Source organism: Bradyrhizobium sp. HKCCYLR20261 (assembly GCF_051168435.1).
Taxonomy (GTDB): Bacteria; Pseudomonadota; Alphaproteobacteria; order Rhizobiales; family Xanthobacteraceae; genus Bradyrhizobium.
On sequence record NZ_JBNPUZ010000023.1, the window covers coordinates 41,507 to 62,721 of the forward strand.

The 21,215-nt window shown below is 65.2% G+C and carries 18 protein-coding genes; 10 read left to right on the plus strand and 8 right to left on the minus strand.

Going from position 1 to position 21,215, the window contains the following annotated elements; translation table 11 throughout:
- Positions 1–50: 50 nt before the first annotated feature.
- Together ACQR1L_RS32130 and ACQR1L_RS32135 are read left to right on the plus strand one after the other, a co-directional pair.
- Entirely contained in the window at positions 51–896 is an 846-nt protein-coding gene (locus ACQR1L_RS32130) for an IclR family transcriptional regulator (protein WP_434861920.1), read from the plus strand.
- Between the two features lie 84 nt (positions 897–980).
- Complete coding sequence (locus ACQR1L_RS32135) at positions 981–1,442, plus strand: hypothetical protein (protein ID WP_434861921.1); 462 nt, start codon at positions 981–983, stop codon at positions 1,440–1,442.
- A gap of 57 nt (positions 1,443–1,499) precedes the next feature.
- Here the strand turns inward: ACQR1L_RS32135 and ACQR1L_RS32140 are convergent, their stop codons facing one another.
- A complete protein-coding gene (locus ACQR1L_RS32140; RefSeq protein WP_434861922.1) occupies positions 1,500–2,720 on the minus strand; it encodes a metalloprotease in 1,221 nt (406 codons plus the stop codon).
- A gap of 197 nt (positions 2,721–2,917) precedes the next feature.
- On the opposite strand from ACQR1L_RS32140, the gene ACQR1L_RS32145 reads away from it, so the two are divergent.
- The 5 genes from ACQR1L_RS32145 (at position 2,918) to ACQR1L_RS32165 (ending at position 9,283) form a co-directional block, all read left to right on the plus strand.
- Positions 2,918–4,720, plus strand: coding sequence for an adenine deaminase (locus tag ACQR1L_RS32145; protein ID WP_434861923.1), 1,803 nt, complete (start codon positions 2,918–2,920; stop codon positions 4,718–4,720).
- A gap of 170 nt (positions 4,721–4,890) precedes the next feature.
- Positions 4,891–6,678 (plus strand): glyoxylate carboligase, encoded by a 1,788-nt coding sequence (gene gcl, locus ACQR1L_RS32150; protein ID WP_434861924.1) that lies wholly within the window; start codon positions 4,891–4,893, stop codon positions 6,676–6,678.
- 33 nt (positions 6,679–6,711) lie between these two features.
- A complete protein-coding gene (gene hyi, locus ACQR1L_RS32155; protein ID WP_434861925.1) occupies positions 6,712–7,503 on the plus strand; it encodes a hydroxypyruvate isomerase in 792 nt (263 codons plus the stop codon).
- Positions 7,467–8,327 carry a hypothetical protein gene (locus ACQR1L_RS32160; RefSeq protein ID WP_434861926.1) on the plus strand — a complete coding sequence of 287 codons (861 nt, stop codon included), beginning with the start codon at positions 7,467–7,469 and terminating at the stop codon, positions 8,325–8,327. The genes hyi and ACQR1L_RS32160 overlap by 37 nt, the downstream gene beginning before the upstream one ends.
- Before the next feature lie 365 nt (positions 8,328–8,692).
- Complete coding sequence (locus ACQR1L_RS32165; RefSeq protein ID WP_434861927.1) at positions 8,693–9,283, plus strand: SMI1/KNR4 family protein; 591 nt, start codon at positions 8,693–8,695, stop codon at positions 9,281–9,283.
- 40 nt (positions 9,284–9,323) lie between these two features.
- On the opposite strand, the gene ACQR1L_RS32170 is transcribed toward ACQR1L_RS32165, so the two are convergent.
- Both ACQR1L_RS32170 and ACQR1L_RS32175 read right to left on the minus strand, forming a co-directional pair.
- Positions 9,324–10,730 carry a TAXI family TRAP transporter solute-binding subunit gene (locus ACQR1L_RS32170; RefSeq protein WP_434861928.1) on the minus strand — a complete coding sequence of 469 codons (1,407 nt, stop codon included), beginning with the start codon at positions 10,728–10,730 and terminating at the stop codon, positions 9,324–9,326.
- 384 nt (positions 10,731–11,114) lie between these two features.
- Positions 11,115–12,149, minus strand: a complete 1,035-nt coding sequence (locus ACQR1L_RS32175) for a hypothetical protein (protein ID WP_434861929.1) — start codon at positions 12,147–12,149, stop codon at positions 11,115–11,117.
- A 2,047-nt stretch (positions 12,150–14,196) separates the two neighbouring features.
- On the opposite strand from ACQR1L_RS32175, the gene ACQR1L_RS32180 reads away from it, so the two are divergent.
- Entirely contained in the window at positions 14,197–14,586 is a 390-nt protein-coding gene (locus ACQR1L_RS32180; RefSeq protein ID WP_015665892.1) for a DUF1236 domain-containing protein, read from the plus strand.
- 58 nt (positions 14,587–14,644) lie between these two features.
- Here the strand turns inward: ACQR1L_RS32180 and ACQR1L_RS32185 are convergent, their stop codons facing one another.
- The 3 genes from ACQR1L_RS32185 to ACQR1L_RS32195 all read right to left on the minus strand — a co-directional run bounded on the left by ACQR1L_RS32185 (position 14,645) and on the right by ACQR1L_RS32195 (position 16,252).
- The gene (locus ACQR1L_RS32185) at positions 14,645–14,998 is read right to left on the minus strand and encodes a VanZ family protein (RefSeq protein ID WP_434861930.1); all 354 of its coding nucleotides are present in this window, start codon (positions 14,996–14,998) and stop codon (positions 14,645–14,647) included.
- 109 nt (positions 14,999–15,107) lie between these two features.
- Positions 15,108–15,707 carry a thiamine pyrophosphate-dependent enzyme gene (locus tag ACQR1L_RS32190; RefSeq protein ID WP_434861931.1) on the minus strand — a complete coding sequence of 200 codons (600 nt, stop codon included), beginning with the start codon at positions 15,705–15,707 and terminating at the stop codon, positions 15,108–15,110.
- The gene (locus ACQR1L_RS32195; RefSeq protein ID WP_434861971.1) at positions 15,704–16,252 is read right to left on the minus strand and encodes a thiamine pyrophosphate-binding protein; all 549 of its coding nucleotides are present in this window, start codon (positions 16,250–16,252) and stop codon (positions 15,704–15,706) included. Before ACQR1L_RS32195 ends, ACQR1L_RS32190 begins: the two co-directional genes overlap by 4 nt.
- A 159-nt stretch (positions 16,253–16,411) precedes the next feature.
- Here ACQR1L_RS32195 and ACQR1L_RS32200 point away from each other — a divergent pair, with 159 nt between their 5' ends.
- Positions 16,412–17,461: a hydroxyacid dehydrogenase gene (locus ACQR1L_RS32200; protein ID WP_434861932.1), complete on the plus strand. Its 1,050-nt coding sequence runs from the start codon at positions 16,412–16,414 to the stop codon at positions 17,459–17,461.
- A 431-nt stretch (positions 17,462–17,892) separates the two neighbouring features.
- Positions 17,893–18,105, plus strand: coding sequence for a hypothetical protein (locus ACQR1L_RS32205; RefSeq protein ID WP_434861933.1), 213 nt, complete (start codon positions 17,893–17,895; stop codon positions 18,103–18,105).
- 9 nt (positions 18,106–18,114) lie between these two features.
- Here the strand turns inward: ACQR1L_RS32205 and ACQR1L_RS32210 are convergent, their stop codons facing one another.
- Together ACQR1L_RS32210 and ACQR1L_RS32215 are read right to left on the minus strand one after the other, a co-directional pair.
- On the minus strand, positions 18,115–18,687 hold the full coding sequence (locus ACQR1L_RS32210; protein WP_434861934.1) for a GNAT family N-acetyltransferase: 573 nt from the start codon (positions 18,685–18,687) through the stop codon (positions 18,115–18,117).
- A 7-nt stretch (positions 18,688–18,694) separates the two neighbouring features.
- On the minus strand, positions 18,695–21,052 hold the full coding sequence (locus tag ACQR1L_RS32215) for an Orn/Lys/Arg decarboxylase N-terminal domain-containing protein (RefSeq protein ID WP_434861935.1): 2,358 nt from the start codon (positions 21,050–21,052) through the stop codon (positions 18,695–18,697).
- Between the last annotated feature and the right edge of the window lie 163 nt (positions 21,053–21,215).

Genomic DNA, 21,215 nt, shown 5'->3' on the forward strand with positions numbered 1-21,215 from the left:
TCCGTCCTGCAACGACGCCGCCTTAAGATGGCCGCGCAGAGAGGCGCCACGTGATCCGTCGCAAGACGATTGAGCCACGCGCGGATGCCGCGGCCGAGCCCCGCGACGGCGGTGTGCAATCCGTCGGCCGCGCGCTGCAGATCCTGGAAATTCTCGCCGAGGACGACGAAGGCTATCGCCTGAGCGATCTCGCCGTGCGTGCCGGGCTCTCGACGTCCACCGTCCATCGCCTGCTGACCACGCTGGAGAAGCGCCGCTTCGTCCAGTTCGACCGGATGGAATCGAAATGGCACGTCGGCGCGCAGAGCTTCGCCGTCGGCGCCACCTTCACCCGCCGGCGCAACTTCGTCGCGCTGGCGATTCCCTATCTGCGCCGCCTGCGCGACCAGTCGCGCGAGACCGCCAATCTCGCCGTCGTCGACGATGAATCGCTGATGGTGCTGCTGCGGCTCGACAGCCGCGAGATCATGCGCTCGCTGACCAAGGTGGGCGGCCGCCTGTCGATGGTCACCTCCGGCATGGGCAAGGCGGTGCTCGCGACCTATTCCGACGACGACGTCAACGGCATCATCCACCGCCAGGGCATGCCGCGCCTGACCGAAAAATCCATCATCCGCGCCAGCGACCTGTTCCGCGAGTTGGAGACCATCCGCCGCCAGGGCTACGCCGTCGACGACGAGGAAGCCCGCCTCGGCCTGCGCTGCATCGCCGCCGTCGTCCACGATTCCTGCCGCGAGCCGCTCGCCGCGATTTCGGTCTCGGGCTTGGCGAGCCGGCTGACGGAGGAGCGGGTGCCGGTGGTGGGGGGCATGGTGCGGGACATCGCGGCGGAGCTGACGGCGGCGCTGGGCGGGGTGGGGCCGGCCGCCGGCGATAGCGATGGGCAGGCCGATTGACGGCAGTGCCGCCAGCGCCGACAATCCCGTTCGAGGTGAGTGGCCGAGCCAGCACAACCGCGCTGCTTCCACGGAGTCATGCCAATGTCCATCAGCGACGCCGAGATCTTCGATCGATGGCTCAACAAGGCCGGCGAGTACGGCGGGATCGTCCCGCCTCGCGTCGCATCGAAACTGATGGCGGGGGGACGGCTCGTGATGAGGTCTCTTCCAACCGAAACCTGCACGCGGACGATCGTCCGGCGAATGGCTCCCGACAAGGCGCTCGCGTTAGGGACATCCGCGCTTGCGAAGCTCGGCGAGCTGATGCCCGAGGACGACATCGCGCCACCCCGGCGTGTCCTCAAGGCGGCCATCGGCGCTGGCTTCTTGAACATGAACCCCGCAATCGTGCGGCTCGAAATCGTCGATCGCGAGTCCGGCGAATGCGAGTTCAGGATCAGCACGCGGGCGAAAGAGGGCTTCGTCCTCAAGCAGAACACCGCGCCGAAGGCGCTTGAGCGCGTCACCGCGGAGCTGCGGACACTGATCGGCCTCTATCCATAGGCCGAACGACCGGATCCCAGTCGCGATGACTGCCGTACAACGATCGAGGCGACCAGGCTAGAACGCCCGCATCGCCAGCATCGTCTTGATCACGAGGGCGTAGGCCGCGAGCGTGAGTCCATAGGCGACCGCCAGCGCGACGCCGCCCCGGAGCGAGAGTGGCTTCAACTGGATCGCCTGATGTCCGGTCAGATAGCGCTGCAGCGCGAACAGCAGGAACGGGATGCCGATCAGCCAGGAGTGGAAATGCAGCGCCAGGACGAGGCCGGTCACGACGCCGATCCAGCCGGCGAGCAGGGCGGCCTTGCGGCTGGCCGAGCCGATCAGCGCGTTGAGAACGAGGCCGCCGTCGAGCGGATAGATCGGCAGCAGGTTGGCCGCGTTGATCACCGCGAACATCTCCATCGCCAGGCGCGGGTCGGATTTGCCGGCCGGCATGATCGCGAATAGCGCGAGCGTCGGGATCAGGCTCATCGCCGGCCCCATCAGCGCGATGAAGCCGAGCCGGCCTTCGCTGCCATAGGCGGTCTTCGGCACGATGGCGCCGCCGAAGAAGGGGACGAGGTAGACGGCGTGGATGCCTACGCCGGCCATCAGCATCGCTGCGGCGTGACCCGCCTCGTGGATGGCGAGGACGATCGCCAGCAGCACCGCCTCCTTCAGGCTGAACATGTACCAGAAGCTGGCCAGCGCCAGCGCCGAGAGCACCAGACCATGATTGGCGATGTCGGCGAGACGGCTGTGCGTGCCGGCCTCCCGCTCGCATTCGGCCTTGATCAGTTGCGTCAGCCTGCGCACGCTGAGCGGATAGATGATGCGGTCGCGAAAGCTGCGGATCGTCAGCTCGTTGAAAATGGTCAGCAGCGTCCCTTGCGCGGTGGCGGTGATGCTCACGCCCGCCTGCGCATCGCGTCCGCCCTCCGGCGGCACGCTCAGCTCATGCGCCACGTTCTGGGACCGGATGATCCCGTTGGCATCGTCGCGCTCGATCTCGCGGTAGACGCCTTGTGTTCGCGGCTGTCCGCTCACGGCGACGCGGCCGAGCCAGAGGTCGGGGCTTCCGGGCAGGGGTTCGCGGGTGATCTCGAGCACCGGTGGCCCGTTCAGCACCATCCGCTCGGCGACGTTGAAGCGCCACACCGCGTCGCGAGGGGCGTTGATCAGGATCTGGGCCTCGTAGCGCTGCCGTTTGCGGCCCCTGACGGCATCGACCATCGCCTGCATGACGCAGATGACAAGACGCAGCAACTCGATCGGCACAGCCAGCAACCTGAGCATGGGATCCTTCACAGGTGACGTATTCGTGATCTCTCGCCCCTAGGGTGCGCAGCCGATGTCGTCAAGATCGGGGACGGTGAAGGAGCCCCCACTGCCCAAGGCGTAATCAAATCCGCCGCCCTATTTGGGCTTGCCGTCGCCTGCATCGCGCGCAACGATCGTGGCGGATCACCTGAACACGTCCAGCGAGTTGTGCCATGTCCAAACTCACCCGCTTCTCGGTCGCTCCCCTGCACAGCATGACGCGGCGGCTCGCCGATGTCGCGTCGGGCCGGGTCGCGCCCGATCTCGTCATCACCGGGGCGCGGGTGCTGTCGACCTATTCGGAGCGCATCCTGACGGGCCGCGAGCTGTGGATCTCCGGCGGACGCGTGGCCGCGGTGAAGCCGGCGGGCGCGCACAAGGCGCTCGCGAGCGGCTTCGCGATCTACGACGCCGCAGGCGGCATCATCGCGCCCGGCCTCGTCGATCCGCACATCCATATCGAATCCTCGATGGTGACCGCCTGCGCCTATGCGGAAGCCGCACTGCTCAACGGCACCACGACGATCTTTTGCGACAGCCACGAGATCGGCAACGTGATGGATGTCGCCGGCGTCGAGGCGATGCTGGAGGATGCGCGGCAGGCGCCGCTGTCGATCTTCCTCACCGTGCCCTCGACGGTGCCGGCCACGTCGGCGGCGCTGGAGACCGCCGGCGGCGATCTCACGCCGGACAAGATCGCCGGCCTGTTCGACCGCTGGCCGGAGGCGGTGGCGCTCGGCGAGAAGATGGATTTCGTGCCGGTCTGCATGGGCGACGAGCGCAGCCACGCCATTCTCGCAGCCGCGCTGCAACGCGGGCGGCCGGTGTCGGGCCACGTCTATGGCCGCGAGTTCGTCGCGGCCTATGCCGCGAGCGGCGTCACCGACACGCATGAGGCGATCGACCGCGACATCGCCGACGACCTGCTCGATGCCGGCGTCTGGATCTTCCTGCGCGGCGGGCCGCCGACGACGCCGTGGCACAGCCTGCCGCAGGCGATCCGCACCATCACCGAGCTCGGCGCCTCGCACAAGCGCACCGCCGTCTGCACCGACGATCGCGACGCCGACGATCTCATGCTGTTCGGCTTGGACTGGGTGGTGCGCGAGGCGGTCAAGGCGGGGATGTCGCCGGAGCAGGCGTGGTCGATGGGCTCGCTGCACGGCGCGACGCGCTTTGCGATGGACGGCGAGATCGGCGGCCTCGGCGGCGGCCGCCGCGCCGATCTGGTGCTGCTCGACGATGGCCTCAAGCCGCAGTCCACCTGGTATGGCGGCGAGCTGGTCGTCGACAAGGGCAGGATCACCGCGCTTTTCGATCAGGCGCTGTCGCAACGCTATCAGTATCCGAAGGCGGCCTATGCCACGGTGAAGCTGCCCGCGCAGGTGAAGCTGACGCCGGAGCTGCCGGCCAAGGCCTGCACCGTCAACGCGATCAAGACCGCGCTGCCGGGCATCACGCTGATCCATGAGAAGGTCGCGATCGAGCCGGCCAACGACTGGGACACGCTGTTCGCGCGCCACGGCCTGTGCTTCGTCGCCGTCATCGAGCGGCACGGCAAGTCGGCCGGCAACGTCGCGCATGGGCTTCTGAAGGATTTCGGCCTGAAGCGCGGTGCCGTCGCCTCCAGTGTCGGCCATGACAGCCACAACATCATCGTCGCCGGCACCAACGAGGCGGACATGCAGGCGGCCGTCGCCGCGATCGGCGCGCAGCAGGGCGGCGTCTGCCTCGTGGCCGACGGCCAGGTACGGGCGATGGTTCCGTTGCCGATCGCCGGCCTGCTGTCGGACAAGCGCGTCACGGAGGTCGCCGATGAGGTGAAGCTCTTGAAGACAGAATGGGCCGAGGCCGGCTGCACCATTCCCTACATGGGCTTCAATCTGATTCCCTTATCGGTCATTCCGGAAATTCGTATCACCGACCAGGGCCTCGTGCTGGTGCCGCAGATGGAGCTCGCGTCGCTGTTCGAATAGCAGGATCGCGCTGCCAAGCTGTTAGGACATGTCAGCTGTTTGTCGCCATAACTAACTGAGCCATCCGCTGTTTTGCCGGACGTGCCGCATCGTGGGAAAAATCGACGACTGAATTGAGATGACCGCCCGCAGCAGCGATCCTCGCGCATCAACCAAACGGGAGACGCGAGATGGCGAAGATGCGGGCGATCGATGCTGCGGTGCGGATCTTGGAGAAGGAGGGCGTCGCCTGCGCCTTCGGCGTCCCCGGTGCGGCGATCAACCCGCTCTATTCCGCGCTGCAACGGCGCGGCTCGATCCGCCACATCCTCGCCCGCCATGTCGAGGGCGCCTCGCACATGGCCGAGGGCTACACCCGCGCCAAGGCCGGCAATATCGGCGTGTGCATCGGCACATCAGGCCCGGCCGGTACCGACATGATCACCGGGCTCTATTCGGCGATCGCGGACTCCATTCCGATCCTCTGCATCACCGGCCAGGCGCCGCGCGCGCGGCTGTACAAGGAGGATTTCCAGGCCGTCGACATCGAGCAGATCGCCAAGCCCGTGACCAAATGGGCGGTGACGGTGCGCGAGCCCGGCCTGGTGCCGCGGGTGTTCAGCCAGGCCTTCCACATCATGCGCTCGGGCCGCCCGGGCCCGGTGCTGATCGACCTGCCGCTCGACGTGCAACTCGCCGAGATCGAGTTCGACGACGAGACCTATGCGCCGCTGCCGGTCTACAAGCCCGCGGCGAGCCGCAAGCAGGTCGAGAAGGCGATGGAGATGCTCAACGCCGCGGAGCGTCCGCTGATCGTCGCCGGCGGCGGCATCATCAACGCCGATGCCAGTGATCTGCTCGTCACCTTCGCCGAGATCGTCAACGTGCCGGTCGTGCCGACCCTGATGGGGTGGGGCGCCATTCCCGATGATCACGTGCTGATGGCCGGGATGGTCGGCCTGCAGACCAGCCACCGCTACGGCAACGCCAACTTCCTGGAGTCCGATTTCGTCCTCGGCATCGGCAACCGCTGGGCCAACCGCCACACCGGCTCCTTGGAGACCTACACCAAGGGCCGCACCTTCGTGCATGTCGACATCGAGCCGACCCAGATCGGCCGCGTCTTCAATCCCGAGCTCGGCATCGTGTCCGATGCCAAGGCGGCGCTCGAGATGTTCATCAGTGTCGCGCGCGAATGGCGCAAGGCGGGCCGGCTGCGCGAGCGGCAGGCGTGGCCGGCGGCTTGCCAGGACCGCAAGCGCACGATGCTCCGGCGCAGCGATTTCGACCAGGTGCCGATCAAGCCGCAGCGCGTCTATCACGAGATGAACAAGGCGTTCGGCCGCGACACCTGCTATGTCAGCGTCATCGGCCTGTCGCAGATCGGCGGCGCGCAATTCCTCCGCGTCAACCATCCGCGCCACTGGATCAATGCGGGGCAGGCGGGCCCGCTCGGCTGGACGCTGCCGGCCGCGCTCGGCGTCCGCGCCGCCGATCCCAAGCGCGAGATCGTCGCGCTCTCCGGCGACTACGACTTCCAGTTCCTGATCGAGGAGCTCGCGGTCGGCGCCCAGTTCAATCTGCCCTACATCCACGTCGTCGTGAACAACGCCTATCTCGGCCTGATCCGCCAGGCGCAGCGTGGCTTCTCGATGGACTATCAGGTGCAGCTGTCGTTCGAGAACATCAACGCGCCGGAGGTCGGCGGCTACGGCGTCGACCACGTCGCGGTCGCGCAGGGGCTCGGCTGCAAGGCGATCCGCGTCACCGATCCGCGCGACGCGCAGGCGGCGTTCGCGACCGCGCGCGAATGGATGGCGGAGTACCAGGTGCCGGTCGTCGTCGAGTTCGTGCTCGAGCGCGTCACCAACATCGCGATGGGGACGGAGATCGACAACGTCGTCGAGTTCGAGGAGGTGCTCGATCTGTCGGTGGACGAGACGCCGGCCGAGCCCCAGCGCACGCTGCAGCCCGCCTGAACACATCCGCCGCTCTCATCCGAGGATCATCACATGCCGCGCTTTGCCGCCAACCTCACGATGCTGTTCAACGAGCTGCCGTTCATCGAGCGCTTCGCCGCCGCCAAGGCGGCCGGCTTCAGCGGCGTCGAATATCTGTTTCCCTACGAGTTCGACAAGGCGGAGCTGCGCGAGCAGCTCGGCCGCCACGGCCTGACCCAGGTGCTGCACAATCTGCCGGCCGGCGACTGGGCCGCCGGCGAGCGCGGCATCGCCATCCTGCCGGACCGCGTCGACGACTTCCGCGACGGCGTCCGCCGCGGCATCGAATACGCCCGGGCGCTGGACTGCCGCCGGCTCAACTGCCTCGTCGGCATCGCGCCCGATGATGCCGATCCGCGCGAGCTCAACCAGACGCTGGTGCGCAACCTGCGCTTTGCCGCCACCGCGCTGAAGGCGCAGGGCATCAGGCTGCTGATCGAGCCGATCAACACGCTCGACATGCCCGGCTTCTTCTTGAGCCGCACCGCCCAGGCGCTGCAACTGATCTCGGAGGTCGAGTCCGACAATCTGTTCGTCCAATACGACATCTACCACATGCAGATCATGGAGGGCGATCTCGCCCGCACCCTGCAGAAGCACCTCGCCCGCATCGCCCATATCCAGCTCGCCGACAATCCCGGCCGCCACGAGCCGGGGACGGGCGAGATCAACTACGCGTATCTGTTCCGCCACCTCGACGCCATCGGCTATGCCGGCTGGGTGGGCTGCGAGTACAAGCCGTTGACGACCACGGAGGAGGGGCTGACGTGGCTGGCCGGGACAAGTCCGGCCATGACGATGTAGAAGCAGACTTGCGCAACTGTGCGGAGCGCCGTATGCGAAGAGTCGAGCCGGTATCGGTGACCGTGCATGAAAAATCTGCCCATCGCGACGCTGTTGCGGAGTTGAGTGCGCTGTCACAACAAGCCGATGGCTTCCCCGCGGCCGTGAGGTCGCCGGCAAGGTGGGGCTGTCGTCGCCGCACGCCGGCTCGAAGGCGTAGGGAGGATGCGATGACGTGCACGGACATGCTAAGGGCGCTTGGGATGGCTGTGTGTCTGGTCGCGCCAGGCGTGTCTTGGGCCGAGGAGGATGTGGTCGCGTCGGCACGGCGGCTCGCGGATGCTCATCTCGAGGCGACGTCCGATGCCCTGCTGCACGGCTTCGAGAAAGCGCATTCCAGACGATATGGTCGCTATATCGCGTTCGCCTACGTCGAAGATATCGATCTTGGCGACGGCTGGAGGGGCGGACGCGGAGGTCCGACCGTCTTCGTTGATGCCGGGACAATGTCGGTGGCCGGGATCCTGCGGCCGACCCAACCGGGACGTCCTATCTCCGTCGGCGACCTGGGGCAGCGGCTGGCAGGTAATGTGACGGCGTATTTTCGCAAGGCGGTGCCGCAATTCGACATCGCAAATTATGATTTCAGCATCGACGATATTGGCGGCGTCTCGTATTTGAGCGTCACTAGAAAGTTTCGCGACCGGGACCTGTACAAATCCGATTGCGCGCTCGTGGTCGACAGCAGCACAAGCGAAATTCTCGGCAGCGAATTCAGGTACGATCATGTTTGGCTCGCCCCCGGGACAGGACGATCTTCTCTCCCCGACTGGTCCTCTCCCTGAACACGCCTCTCAGTGTGTTCAAGGTCAATGTGCAGGATCACGTTGGGTGCCAAGACCTCATGGTGAGGAGCGCCGCCCTTGCGGCGCGTCTCGAACCATGAGTCCACGATGGAGCCTCGCCCTTCGAGACGACCGCCATAGGGGCGGGCCTAATGGTGACAGTGCACGAAATCTGAAGCGGGAAAAGCCCGGCGAGTCGATCGACGAGGTGCGATCCTTCGCGGAAGCTTATGCTTTGGGTATCGACACGTCCGTGCCGGTGCAGACAGTCACGCTTTAGCTGCTCGGTGGACCGAACCTCACCGCCGATGGCATCCTATCCGAGCTGAAGCTCGACAATCCAAGTTGCAACTCACGAGGTGCTGATGACAACCGATTTTGATCCTGCGAGGCTCGAGAGCGCCTGGGCGCGCTACACGGCGAAGGCCACCGAGGCGCATGCGCCCTTCATCAGCTACTTCAACGAGGGCGCCACGACGGCCCAGATCGAGTCGGCCGAGCGAGAGGTCGGTTGCGGGTTTCCTCCGGACCTCCGCCGATTGTTGAGCCTCCACAATGGAAGCGGCGATCATCAGGTCCTGCCTGGATGGGAGCTGTTCTCGGCCGAGCGCATCGCTGAGGAGTGGAAGATCTGGGCCGACCTTTATCGCACGCAGTTCAAGCCCGAGAACTACAGCTGTGACCCGAGCGGGCCGATCAAGGGCGATGAATGGTGGCGCTTGCGCTGGATTCCGTTCTGCGGAGACGGCGGCGGCAACCATCTCTGCGTCGACATGGAGCCGGCCGAGGGCGGCAGCAGCGGCCAGGTCATCACGATGTGGCACGACGATGCCCGCCGCGACCTCATCGCGGGCTCGCTGACCGAGTTCATCGAGATCATCGCCGACGACTTCGAGCGAGGCGCGCTGACCTGGGATGACGAGTGGGGCGGGGTGTACGAGTCCAACCAGGCGTGAACACAGATCGTGACATGCGTGTGTTCGGCGCCAGCCCGGCCTATCGCCGCGAGGCGAGGGTCGGACCTGATGACGACCATGATGGATCGGCGGCGCCGCTCTGCAGCGCCGCGCGCCGTTCGGCCAGGGCATGATTGAACAAGTCGAGAACCAGGCCGAATGCAGTCAGGTCCTCCTGTTCGACGGCGCCGTCGTCATAGCCTTTCAGGGTCTCGGCGATGATCCCGTCGATCTCCCGTTGCAAGGTCAGCAGATCCTGCTCGGACGCGGCATTGCGCGCCTCGGACACTGCGGCCAGAATGCGGTTGCGGCCGCTGGTGTCGTCGTCCGCTTCATCCCGGTTCAGATAGCGGCGTAGCCATTCCGCGGCCGAACCGATGCCGGACAGAACGAGCAGGGCGAACCAGAAGTAGTCGCTATACTTGTCCAGGAAGGTCCGCTCGGTGCCGTTGATCACCGCCGCGGCGCCGCGATGCACGGACGGTTCGGTCTCCTTCTCGGTGTCGGGCTTGATGATGTGCGTCGCGCCGGCGAGGCCTTGCGTGATCGTGTCGCGGACCGCGAACAGCTGCCGGAAGAAGGCGGCCGCCTTGGCTTCGGACAGCTCCTTCTTGGCCAGGATCAAATGATTGACGCTGATCGTGTCGACCTTGTCCTCCGGCCAGGCCGGCTTGGCGCTGAAGACGCTGGCGGGGATTTCCTCGGCCTCGTAGCGCGGATGCTTCAGGGCGATGGCCTCCGACGTATCGATCGGAAGAAAAGTGGGAGCGCCGCGTACCCGCGAGGTTGCGGTGATCGCATCCACCGTGATCTTGCTGTCGAGCGGACCGACCGCGAGATACGCGTCGATGGTGGGGTCCTGCGCCAGTTTCTCGATCTCGTCCGTCCCGAATTGAGCGGTGGCGACCTTGTCGGGTGTCACGCCGGAGCCCTCCAGAATGGCCTGGAGCACAGCCAGATTGGCTCCGGTCTTCCCGATGATGCCGACCTTGTGACCCGCCAGATGGGCGATATCCGCGATCTTGCCGCCGGCCTTTGGCTTGGTGGCGTTGCCGCGACGCCCGGAGGCCGACCACAGCACGACATAGTTCTTGCGCAGGACGGCCAGCGTCTGCGCATCGGGCGGCATGCTGAGGTCGCCGCGGCCGACTGCCAGATCGGCTTTGTCGGCGGCCAGCAAAGCGAGGGATTCAGCCGCTCCCGCGGTCGTGATCGGCGCGAGCCGGACGGTCCTGCTTTCTTCGCTGAACGCGTCGGCCATCGCCTGGACCACCTTCTGGTCGTCGCTCCCTGCGGGTCCGACGGCGATCCGGAGCGTCTCGGGCTGCAACACGTAGACCAGACCGGCCGCAGCGGCGCCAAAGGCGATAAATCCCAGGGCAAGCACGATCAGCAACCGTCGTTGACGGCGATCATGAGCACTCCTGGCCACATCGGACGACGACATCAGCGGACCCCTCGAGAAAACGCGTGCTGGCACCAAACGCGCTGGAACTTGGGCGAACCGGTGTCCGTCCGGAATGTTCCGCCGCGGTTCATCGAGTTCGGGACACAGGAGGCCTCTTCGATGATCGCCGGTCCGAAAAACAGACCGCCGACGAGAGGCCACCTCTCGGAATCACGGCAAGTGCCTGATCACCAGTGCGACAACGCCTATGAACAGAGCCACAACGAGGACCGCGCTGACCACGACCTTGTGCATTTTATCGCTTACAAAGTGAACACCAATCCACGAAGCGAAAAACCTCGGCGTACATGACACATGGAGCCCAGAGGCGGCGTGGGCAGCAAAGATGATCCGAGATCGCAAGGCTCTTCGGATTGCGCAGGACTATTTGAACCCAAAGACGTTCCCTGCATATCCGGAGATCGTCCGCGGGAAGTCTTCTGCAATGACCAGCCGCTCCTCGGGACGGTCGGAGGCCGCCAGGGACACCTTCCCGATCGGGGCCAGGCAGCCATGTTCTCCATAGCCGGGGTCGTCACACTTGAACTTGCCGCCCGCGGTTGATGTCCACCGCGCCGGGTGCAGCGACCATGAATCGGGCTGGCCCGGTGCATGATGGCAGCTGAACATGATGATGCGGCCATCCGGCGCATAGTAGGTGCCCTGCGTGGGGCAGGCGTGGACGTGACCAAGTGCGTCGGTTGCCGTTTCGGCCGACATGAATGTATTGCCGATCAGCAAGGCCATGGCGCGGTCTCCGGTCACCGGCACCGTCGTGCCGTTGCCAGACCCGTGACCGGGCGTTTCGATCTCCCGGGGAAAATCCGCCGATTTCACCCTCATGAGCTCACCCACGCCCTCGGGGCGTTCGATCAGCGGGGCGATCGTCGCATTTGCCTTGACCACGGCGTAGACGTTCGCGTTGAAGGTCAAGTAGCGGCCGATGACGCCAGTCCGTTTGTCGGGCCGAGGAGCCGCAAAAAGCCGAGGCGCACTATAAGACCTGTAGGTTGGATCGTCGCATCTCCAGGGTATCTCAAAACAGATCATCGGCCCGTCGACCGTCCAATGACTGATCCAGCAGTCGCTGCCAACGCATTGATAGGCGGTGTGACGGTCCTTGAAATAAAAGCTCATGTCGCTCACGGACGATCGAAGGTACGGCGCCGAATCCGACTTCCTGATCAAGACGGAGTTGCCGATCAGGAAGTTGATCGCATCGTCTCCGGAGAGCGCGACGTAGCCGCGCTTCAGCAAGTCCTTCGTCCTGTCCGGCAGATGCGGCACCTTCTTACGCTGCTGCGCATGGGCGCTGGCTCCAACGGGTGGACATGCCGTCCCGAGAACGCCTGCTGTCATCGCGATCGCGAAACCTAAACGTCGGCAGGCTCGCTTCAGGGAGCCAGTCCAAGCCATCATCACCGTCAACCTCCGCGGGAATGCACGGTGTCTTAGTCTCATCGTCTGGTGAAGTCAGCCGACGCTCAGGGGATGGTTAACGATGCAAAAAGAGCCCCCGGTGCCCAGCGTACAGCCCGCTCGGACTGCCGATAACGGCGAAAGTGTAAAAACCTTGAGCATAAAAATTGCACTGTCACCGTTATGCCTGATAGCGCCACTCGCGGATGGTGCTGACGACGCGAGTTTCCATGCTCGCATGGTGCGGCGGATCACTGCCTCGTAAGAGCTCTATCAGTCGTATTGAAAAAATAAGTCGTGCGATTGGGGGTCAAAATTGAAGCGAACTGATCTGTCAATGGGGCTACAATTGTCAGCGACGACTCTGACCAATAGCTCAAAAGAAGCGGCCGGAGCGTTGTTCCCAAACATGTGAACATAATGGTTTGGCATCCAGGAGACACCAAGCCACAAAGTATGTGCTCCAGGCATCAAGTCGAGTGAAGCCAGATTCAGGTAAAAAAAGGCGCTTGGGGGAATGCTGCGCGGACTGGAAGGGCTACCGTTGGACCACTCGAGCTCCAGGACCTCTTCCTGCACGTCGGTATTCATACCATTCGCTGAGTGCTGAATTCCAATTATGTAGCCTTTGCAGTTATGCACCGTAGACCGGCCTTGATTTTGGATGATTAAACGCAGGAACTTGGCGTCATGTGTAGGGACTGGATTGCCCCGTGCGGTGGTTACATAGCAACCTTTACCTTGGATCAGGTGCGCGCTTAGAATTGGGCGAGACCACCAACTACGAATCCAAGTTAGGAGCGAAGCCATTACACTCCCTCCGAGGAATCCAATCAACACACTGGGTATCCACGTCACATCCGCCCCCTGCTGATCTGAGTACAAAAACGGCAATCCAAGAAACAGCCATAGTGCAACGGCGGCCAATGAGCTGACCACGATCACATCTTCGGTGTCAGGTCGATTAGATAGTGCCACAGAAAATGCCACGTTTATACCCCAGCGAATTTAGCTCCCCGAGCGCGCGAAACGTTGACGGAAATCGAGTGCGTCTACAAGGAGAGTGAGCACTGAACAAATCGATCAGTGTCATTCATTTCGAAGCGAGTTGGAATATCAGCTTTGGGCAAAAGCAGGCTTCCGTCATTCCTATGGCTTGCTTCCGGTTGATCGCCAAAGCGGTCCTCCGGCAGTCAATGATTTGCTTCCGGTTGTGGCTGAAGGCGGACGTCTCAACGTCGATCTGAAGGTCGGGACTGAGTCGGGCGTGTGCCCGACGGGCAAATCAGTTCCTGACCTTTGCGCACTTCCGGTTCGGACCGCAAGCACGAGAGGCGTAACGTGCTGTGTCGCATCAATCGAATTCGCTTTCTTGATCAACTTGTTGTCGCGCTCGCGGGCGACATTCAAAGAAAACAGTTTCGTTTTCTCAGAAATCATGCATGATGCACCCATCCTGCCTCGTTGAGAGGGACGTTGCGCGCGATCGTCACGACACGTGAGGCGGGGATGCGGTGGCCGTGAGGTGTCGCAGCGTGCGCTTGCGCATGTGGACGAACGACACATCACGGACGCGAAGTCGTGTGGTCCTGGCCTCCCGGTGCCGAGGTCAAGGCCGTGTCGAGGGCTCATGTCCTCGCGCGGACGACGGGGTCAAATCAGCCGGTCCCCGGGGAGAGCACGAAGGAAGCGTTAAGACCGCCGCGCAGGGAATGCCGGTTGACCGGCTTTGCCTGTGGTACCTGCCGCCTGCATTTTTTTCCGCAGGCGGGCCATGGGTGGGGCCTTCACCCGGCATTCCCTGCGCCCTCTCGATCTCATCGAAGGGCGACCGATCCCAGAACTCGGGCGTGATCCGCCGCGAGGTCGCTCATGCGCGCCGCTGTTTGAAACGTGGATAGACCTTGAACCCTCTTTGTCATCTCCAGGTGCGGATCCTCGCTGTCCGTTCCTGGGAAAATGATGAAGTTTCGGCCATCTGGAACCGGAACCGCGAGCGAGCCCTCGGTGTTGAGCGGGCACCTTGAACACACTGGAGGAGAGAATGATGAGGACCCGTCTTGCCGTTTCGCTGATCGCCACGTCGCTGCTGGCCTCGACCGCCGCGTTCGCCCAGTCCACCACCGTCGAAGGCGCCGCCAATGGCGCGGCCGCAGGTGGTGCCGTCGCCGGTCCGGTCGGCGCGATGGTCGGCGGCACGGTGGGCGCGGCTGTCGGCGCTGCCGTGGAAATTCCGAACGCCGTGATCACCTCGATCGATGCGGAGCGTGCGCCGTCGGTCGTCGTGCGCGAGCGCGTCGTGGTCGGCGAGCCGCTGCCCGACACCGTCGAGCTGCGCCCGGTGCCGCGCTACACCGAGTATCGCTACGCCGTCGTGAACGATCGCCGCGTCATCGTCGATCCGCGCACCCGCCGCGTCATCAAGATCATCGAGTGATCTGACGCGACCCACGCCACGAGGGCCTCGCTGCGACAGCGGCGGGGCCCTTCGCGCATCAGGTGGTTTGCGGACGGAATTGCCGCGCGAGCCAATCCAGCACGGCCGCCAGGCCGAAGCCGATACAGGCGGTCGCCGCATCGACGACGAAATCCTCCAGCCGCGCGTGGCGCCCGGGCGCCAGGAACTGCGCGAGCTCGAGAGCGCCGATCAGGATCACGGCGATGGCGGCGGTTCGCAAACGGTGACTGCTGTAAGCGAGGCCGAAGGCCAGCCCGATCAGGACGAAAGCGAGCGCGTGCTCGCCATCCTGTCCGAGATGCGAATGAGGCCGAGAACTTGGCGGGCCGAGGGTTGCAAAAGCGACGGCTGCGGCAAGCAGCCAGGCAGACCATTTAAAAGCCAGTTTCATGTATCCTGCTTAGCACGTTCCGGGCCACAAGCCGGGCTCACAGCCGCTTGAGGCGTCGGTGTAGTTAACGGCGACAGGCCAGGGCCGTTTCCCAGGACCGGCGCGCCCGTCAGATCGGCTGCCGAACGCCCAGTCCCTGCATGAAGCGCTCGCGGATCTGCGAGGGATCGCGCCGGGTGGCGCCGACGCCGGGCGTGTCGTCGATCCGGGCCCCGATCAGCATCGGGCCGTCCGTGGTCAGTGCGACGTCGACCAGTCTCTCGAAATCCTCCTCGTCGGCGGCCCAGTGGCTGGCGGCAATGCCGCAGCCGGACGCGATGGCCACGATGTCGGCTTGCCGCGCGGGAGTCGGCTGGCCGCCGGTGATCTGGTAGATGCCATTGTCCATGACGATGATGGCCAAATTGTTCGGGGCCAGCGTCGCAATCGTGGTCAGGCAGCCCAGCTGCATCAGCAGCGAGCCATCGCCTTCGAGCGCGAACACGCGGCGTTGCGGCTGCGCCAGCGCGACGCCGAGCGCGATCGGGCAGGCCAGTCCCATGCTGCCGAGCATGTAGAAATTCTGCGGCCGCGACCCCGCCGTCCACAGGTCGAAATTGGTGTTGCCGATGCCGCCGATCACGGCTTCCTCATGCGTCAGCCTGGCCACCAGCCGGCATGTGAGGTCGAAGCGATTCATGATCCCAGTGTTGCGGGTGCGGTCGCTCATGCGAACACCTTTCCGCCGGTCAGCAGCGGCGACAGGATCAGCGCCACCGGCGCCTGGGTGGCGACCGCCTGCTTGATCGAGCGGTCGACGATGAAGTCGAGCTCGTCGAGCCGCGTCATGGTGTGATGCTCGATCGCCAGTGCATCGAGCACCGGGCGCATCGTCCGGCACACCAGCGACTGGCCGACATTGAACTCGCCGAGCGTGCCGCGCTCGGAGACGATCATGATCATCGGGATCTGGCAGGGCACGACCAGCGAGGCGAGCACGTTGGGCAGGGTCGCGAAGCCGGATGTCTGCATCAACAGCGCGCCGCGCCGTCCGCCCATCCAGGCACCGGCGAGTATGCCGACCGCTTCCTCCTCGCGCGCGGTGGCAAAGGTGGTGAACGAGGAGTCGTCGTGCAGGCCCTGGATCAGCGGCGTGAGGACGCGGTCGGGAACATAGGGGACGAGGCTGACCTCGTTGCGCTTGAGCGCGGTCAGCACGATCTCGTGCCAGTTCGGAGCGGATGCTGATCGTGCCGCGCCGGCATCGGCCGCCATGGTTCGTCCTCCCATGTCCACCATCCGTTGCGCCGGCTTGCGCGGCGTGTGGGCCGAGCTTGACGCGGCGCGGACGATTGTCAACATGCCGCGCCGGCCGGTCAGGCATCCGCCGTTCGAGGCCGCAATCAAGAGCAACAACCAGGAGGTCGCCTGTCCATGGCCGCGAATTCGAAGCGCGTCTTCTACGTCAAATATCTCGCGCACCCGATCTTCAGCGAGCTGCTCGCCGCGCGCCCCGACGTCCGCCTCGACCGGCTGGAGAACGACAGCGCCGAGGCCGAGACGGCGCCGATCCTCGCGGCGGCGCATGCCTACCAGATCGGCGCCGCCCGCGACGAGCTCGCCCCGCGTTTCCACGTCGATGCCGATCTGCTGCGCCGTGCCCCGAACCTGCTGATCGTGTCGAGCAATGGCGCCGGCTACGATCCGGTCGATGTCGAGGCCTGCACGGCGGCCGGCGTGCTGGTGGTGAACCAGTCCGGCGGCAATGCGCACTCGGTCGCCGAGCACACGCTCGGCATGATGCTGACCCTGTCAAAGCGCATCATCCAGTCCGACCGCAGGCTGCGGCGCGAGCGCGACGTCAACCGCAACGACCTGATCGGCAACGAGGTGCAGGGCCGCACGGTCGGCATCGTCGGCCTCGGCAATGTCGGCCGGCGGGTGGCCGAGCTGTGCCGCGGCCTGCTCGGGATGGCGGTGCTGGCCTACGATCCGTACCTCTCGGCCGAGGAGATCGCCGCGCGCGGGGCGGAGAAGGTGGAGCTCCACGAGCTGATGCGGCGCTCGGACTTCGTCTCGATCAACTGCCCGCTGACCCGGGAGAGCCGCGGCATGATCGGCGCAGCCGAGTTCGCGCTGATGCAGCCGAGCGCCTATTTCGTCACCACCGCCCGCGGCTTCATCCATGACGAGGACGCGCTGCTCGCGGCCTTGACCGAACAGCGCATCGCCGGGGCCGGGCTCGACGTCTGGGCCAAGGAGCCGCCGCCGCCGGACCATCCGCTGCTGCAGCTCGACAACGTGCTGGCGAGCCCGCACACCGCCGGCGTCACCCGCGAGGCGCGGCAGAACATGGGGCGGATCGCCGCCGAGCAGCTGCTCGCCGCGCTCGATGGCAGCCGCCCGCCGCGGCTGATCAACCCGGAGGCGTGGCCGCGCTACAGCGCCCGGTTCCGCGAGGCGTTCGGAGTGACGCCGGAGTAGGCGAGGGGGGCGGAAGAGGCGGAGAAGATTTCATGCGTCGCAGGCCGCGGCGCAGCAATAAATCTTCTCTCCGGAACGGCCGCGGCGAAGCGGACATTGCTATTTCCGCCGCCGTCTCGACAGCCGGCCGGCCGGCCCTCATTTTCCCAGGAGCGCCATGAGCTTAAGCCTGATCTTTCGCTCGGCGCCGAAGGGAAACAGGTCCAATGCGCCGGCTGAACGCCATCCTGAAGTCTGCTCCTGGCCGCGTGCGGCGCGCGGTCTCCAGGTTTGTCGCCATCGCCGCCGCGAGCCTGCCCTCGGCCGGCGCCTGAGCCGGTTCCGTCAGCCGCATCAATTATTTGCGTCGGCTGCTTGATATCGGTCAACAGCGAGCGCCCAAGCGCGGTAACATCACCTTCGAGCACTGCTTCAGGATGCAGGGAGGTTGCATGTCGCGCTATGTCATCCATTTCATGAAGGACGTGCTGGGCGAGAACGGCCGCCAGTGCGAAATCTGCCAGAGCACGCTGGAGGTTGAGGCCGAGAGCGAAGGCGAGGCGGCAGAGATTGCCAAGCAGGAGTTCTGCAAGACGCAGAACCTGCGCGACTGGTCGCTGCACGCCGACCGCATGGAAGTGAAGGCGGCGGATTTTCCGTCCTGATGGCGAGCTTCAGCGGCCGAGGGCCGCCGGCGCCTCGGTCGCGCCCGGGCCGAGGGAGCGCTGGACCATCACGGTGTCCGACCAGCGCCCGTAGCGGAAGGCGACGCCGGGCAGCAGGCCGACCCGGGCAAAGCCGAACCGCTCGTGAATGCCGAGCGAAGGGGCATTGTCGGCGTCGATATAGCCGATCATCTGCCGATAGCCCGCCGCCGCGCAGGCATCGATCAGCGCCTGCATCAGCAGCCGGCCGACGCCGCGGCCGAGATGATCGTGATGGACGTAGATCGAATGCTTGACCGCAAAGCGATAGGCCGGGCGCTTCCTGAACTGCACCACATAGGCATAGCCGACGACCTCGCCGCGGAACGTCGCCACCAGATGCGGCAGGCGCTGGCTGCGCAAATTCTTGCGCCGCTGCTTGAGATCATCGGGTTCGGGCGCGCCGGTGCCGGCCGCACTGTCCTCGACACCCCGGCGGACGTGCCGCCGGTAGATCGACAGCATCGCCTCGACGTCCTCATCGCGCGACGGACGCACCAGCACCGGAGGCTCGGTGTCGAGAACGGGGGCGGTGTCGTCCATGGGCGAATTACTCTGCGCAGACATAGGTGTAGAGCCGGATCCGGCCAGATTCGTCGATCTCCTTGTACAATCCCTGAATCTCGACGTCGAAACCGGGGAAGGTGTTGAAGGCGCGCTCGAACATCTTGAGGTAATCGATCATCGGCCTGGCGCGCTCCGACAGCCGCTCGCCCGGGACGATGGTCGCGATGCCCGGCGGATAGACCACGAACGGCGTCGTGGCGATGCGGCCGGCGATCTCGTCGATCGGCAGGTAGTCGACCTCGTTGCGCATCAGGGCGCGGGCCGCCTCGCGCGGCGACAGCGCGATCTCCGGCAGATGCTGCGGCTGGAACTGCCTGGCCTGCAGCGCGCTCACCTCCGCCTCGCGGTAGAAGCGGTGCATGTCGCCGCAGAGGTCGCGCAGCCGGGTCTTGCCGTAGCGCTGGTAGCGCTTGCGGGTGAACTCGGGGATGGCATCCTCGAGCAGCACGTTGTCATCGTGCAGCCGCTTGAAGGCGACGAGACCGCTGATGAGCGTGCCGGCCTTGCTCGCCTCGACCCCCGGCGTCAGCAGGAAGAGCAGCGAGTTGAGGTCGTTCTTCTCGGCGACGATCCGGTTCTCGCGCAGATATTGCGCGACGACGGGTGCGGGGATGCCGTGCTCGGCATAGCCGCCGGTGGCGCGGTCGAAGCCGGGGGTGAGCAGGGTGAGCTTGTTCGGATCGGTCATCGCGAAACCGGGCGCGAGATTCGGGAAGCCGTGCCAGGCCTCGCCGGGCGCGAGCTGCCAGAGCGCGGCGTCGGTCGCGAGCTGGTCGGTCGAGATCGCCTCCCAGGCGACGTCGTGGCGGCCGCCGGGGCTCGCGGCATCGGGGATCGAGACACGGTCGGGGACGAACGGCTCGAAGAACCAGCGCCGCGCCGGATCCTTCTCCTTCTCCTCGAATTCCCGCCGCATCGCCCTGATCTTCTTGCGCAATTCGATGCCGAGCCGGATCGTGTCGTCCCACAGCACCTCGCCGGAGCGGCCCTTCATCATCTGCGCGCCGACGTCGAGCGAGGCGAACAGCGGATAGAACGGCGAGGTCGAGGCGTGCTGCATGAAGCTTTCGTTGAAGCGGCGGTGCTCGACGCGGCGGCGCTGGCCCTTGATGTGGCGGTCCTTGATGTGGATCTGCGAGGCCTGCGAGAAGCTCGCGAGCTGCTTGTGGGTCGACTGCGTGGCGATGATGCCGGGCGCATCGGGGCCCAGCTCGGACAGGCCCATCGCGAAGCGGCCGGCATAGAGCGGATGGAACTTCATGAAGCCGGCCCAGGCCTCGTCGAACATGATGTACTCGCAGAGGTGCCCGATGCGCTTGAGGATCATCTCGGCGCTGTGGATGGTGCCGTCATAGGTGCACTGCTCGACCACGGCGACCCGGAACGGCCGCTCCTTGCGCCAGGCGTCGGGGTCCTTGACGAGCGGATTGTTGCGGATCTGCTGCCGCAACTGCTCCTCGTCGAGCAGGTCCCAGCGCATCGGCCCGATCAGGCCCCAGGCGTTGCGGACGGTCGGGACGTAGACCGGCACGCCTCCCGCGATCAGCAGCGCGCCGTGGTGGGCGGCCTTATGGTTGTTGCGGTCGAACAGCACGAGATCGCCGTCGGTGACCAGTGCGCCCAGCACGACCTTGTTGGAGGTCGAGGTGCCGTTGAGGACGAAATAGGTCTTCTCGGCGCCGAAGATCTGCGCGGCCTCCTTCTGCGCGCGAAGCGCCGGTCCCTCATGGGTGAGCAGGTCGCCGAGGTCGAGCACGGAATTGTCGAGGTCGTCACGGAACACCGCTTCGCCGAGATGCTCGACGAAGATCCGGCCGATCGGGCTGCGGCTGTAGAACACGCCGCCATTATGCCCCGGGCAGGTCCAGAGCTGGTTGCCTTCCTCGGCATAGTCGACCAGCGTGCCGAAGAACGGCGTCTTCAGGGTCTCGGCATATTGCTTGAGCCGGCTGATCAGATTCTTGGCGATGAACGCCGGCGTTTCCTCGGAGAGGAAGACGTAGCCGTCGATGAAGTCGAGCACCTCGACCGGCAGATCCTCGAAGCGCTTGCGCCGAATCAACAGGATGATCGGGAAGTCCAGGCCGCGGCGCCGCATCAGGTTGATCAGCGACGCCGTCTTGCCCTCCAGCCCCTTCTTGCCCCAGTCGACCACCATGCAGCCGATCGCCGCATCCGTCTGCACCGCGATCTCGGCATCTTCGAGCTTCCTGGCCCGGACGACCTCGAAGCCCGAGCGCTGGATCTCCTCGATGATCTGGTTGAAGCGGACGCCGGCGAGGTCGTCGGTCTCGAACACAGGTGCGGCGAACAGGAAGGTGAAGCGGCGGAAGTAATCCATGAGCGTCTTTCGGCTGGGTGCGGCAGCCACCTGTCGGATGGTTCGATGACAGTTGGATGACAGCGCAAAGCCGCCCGGAGGGAGGCGGTCGTCCGGCTGCCGGTTCCGCAGAAGCTGCCGATGCGCTTGTCTTGGCGGTGCGCCGGTGGCAATCGTCCGCGAC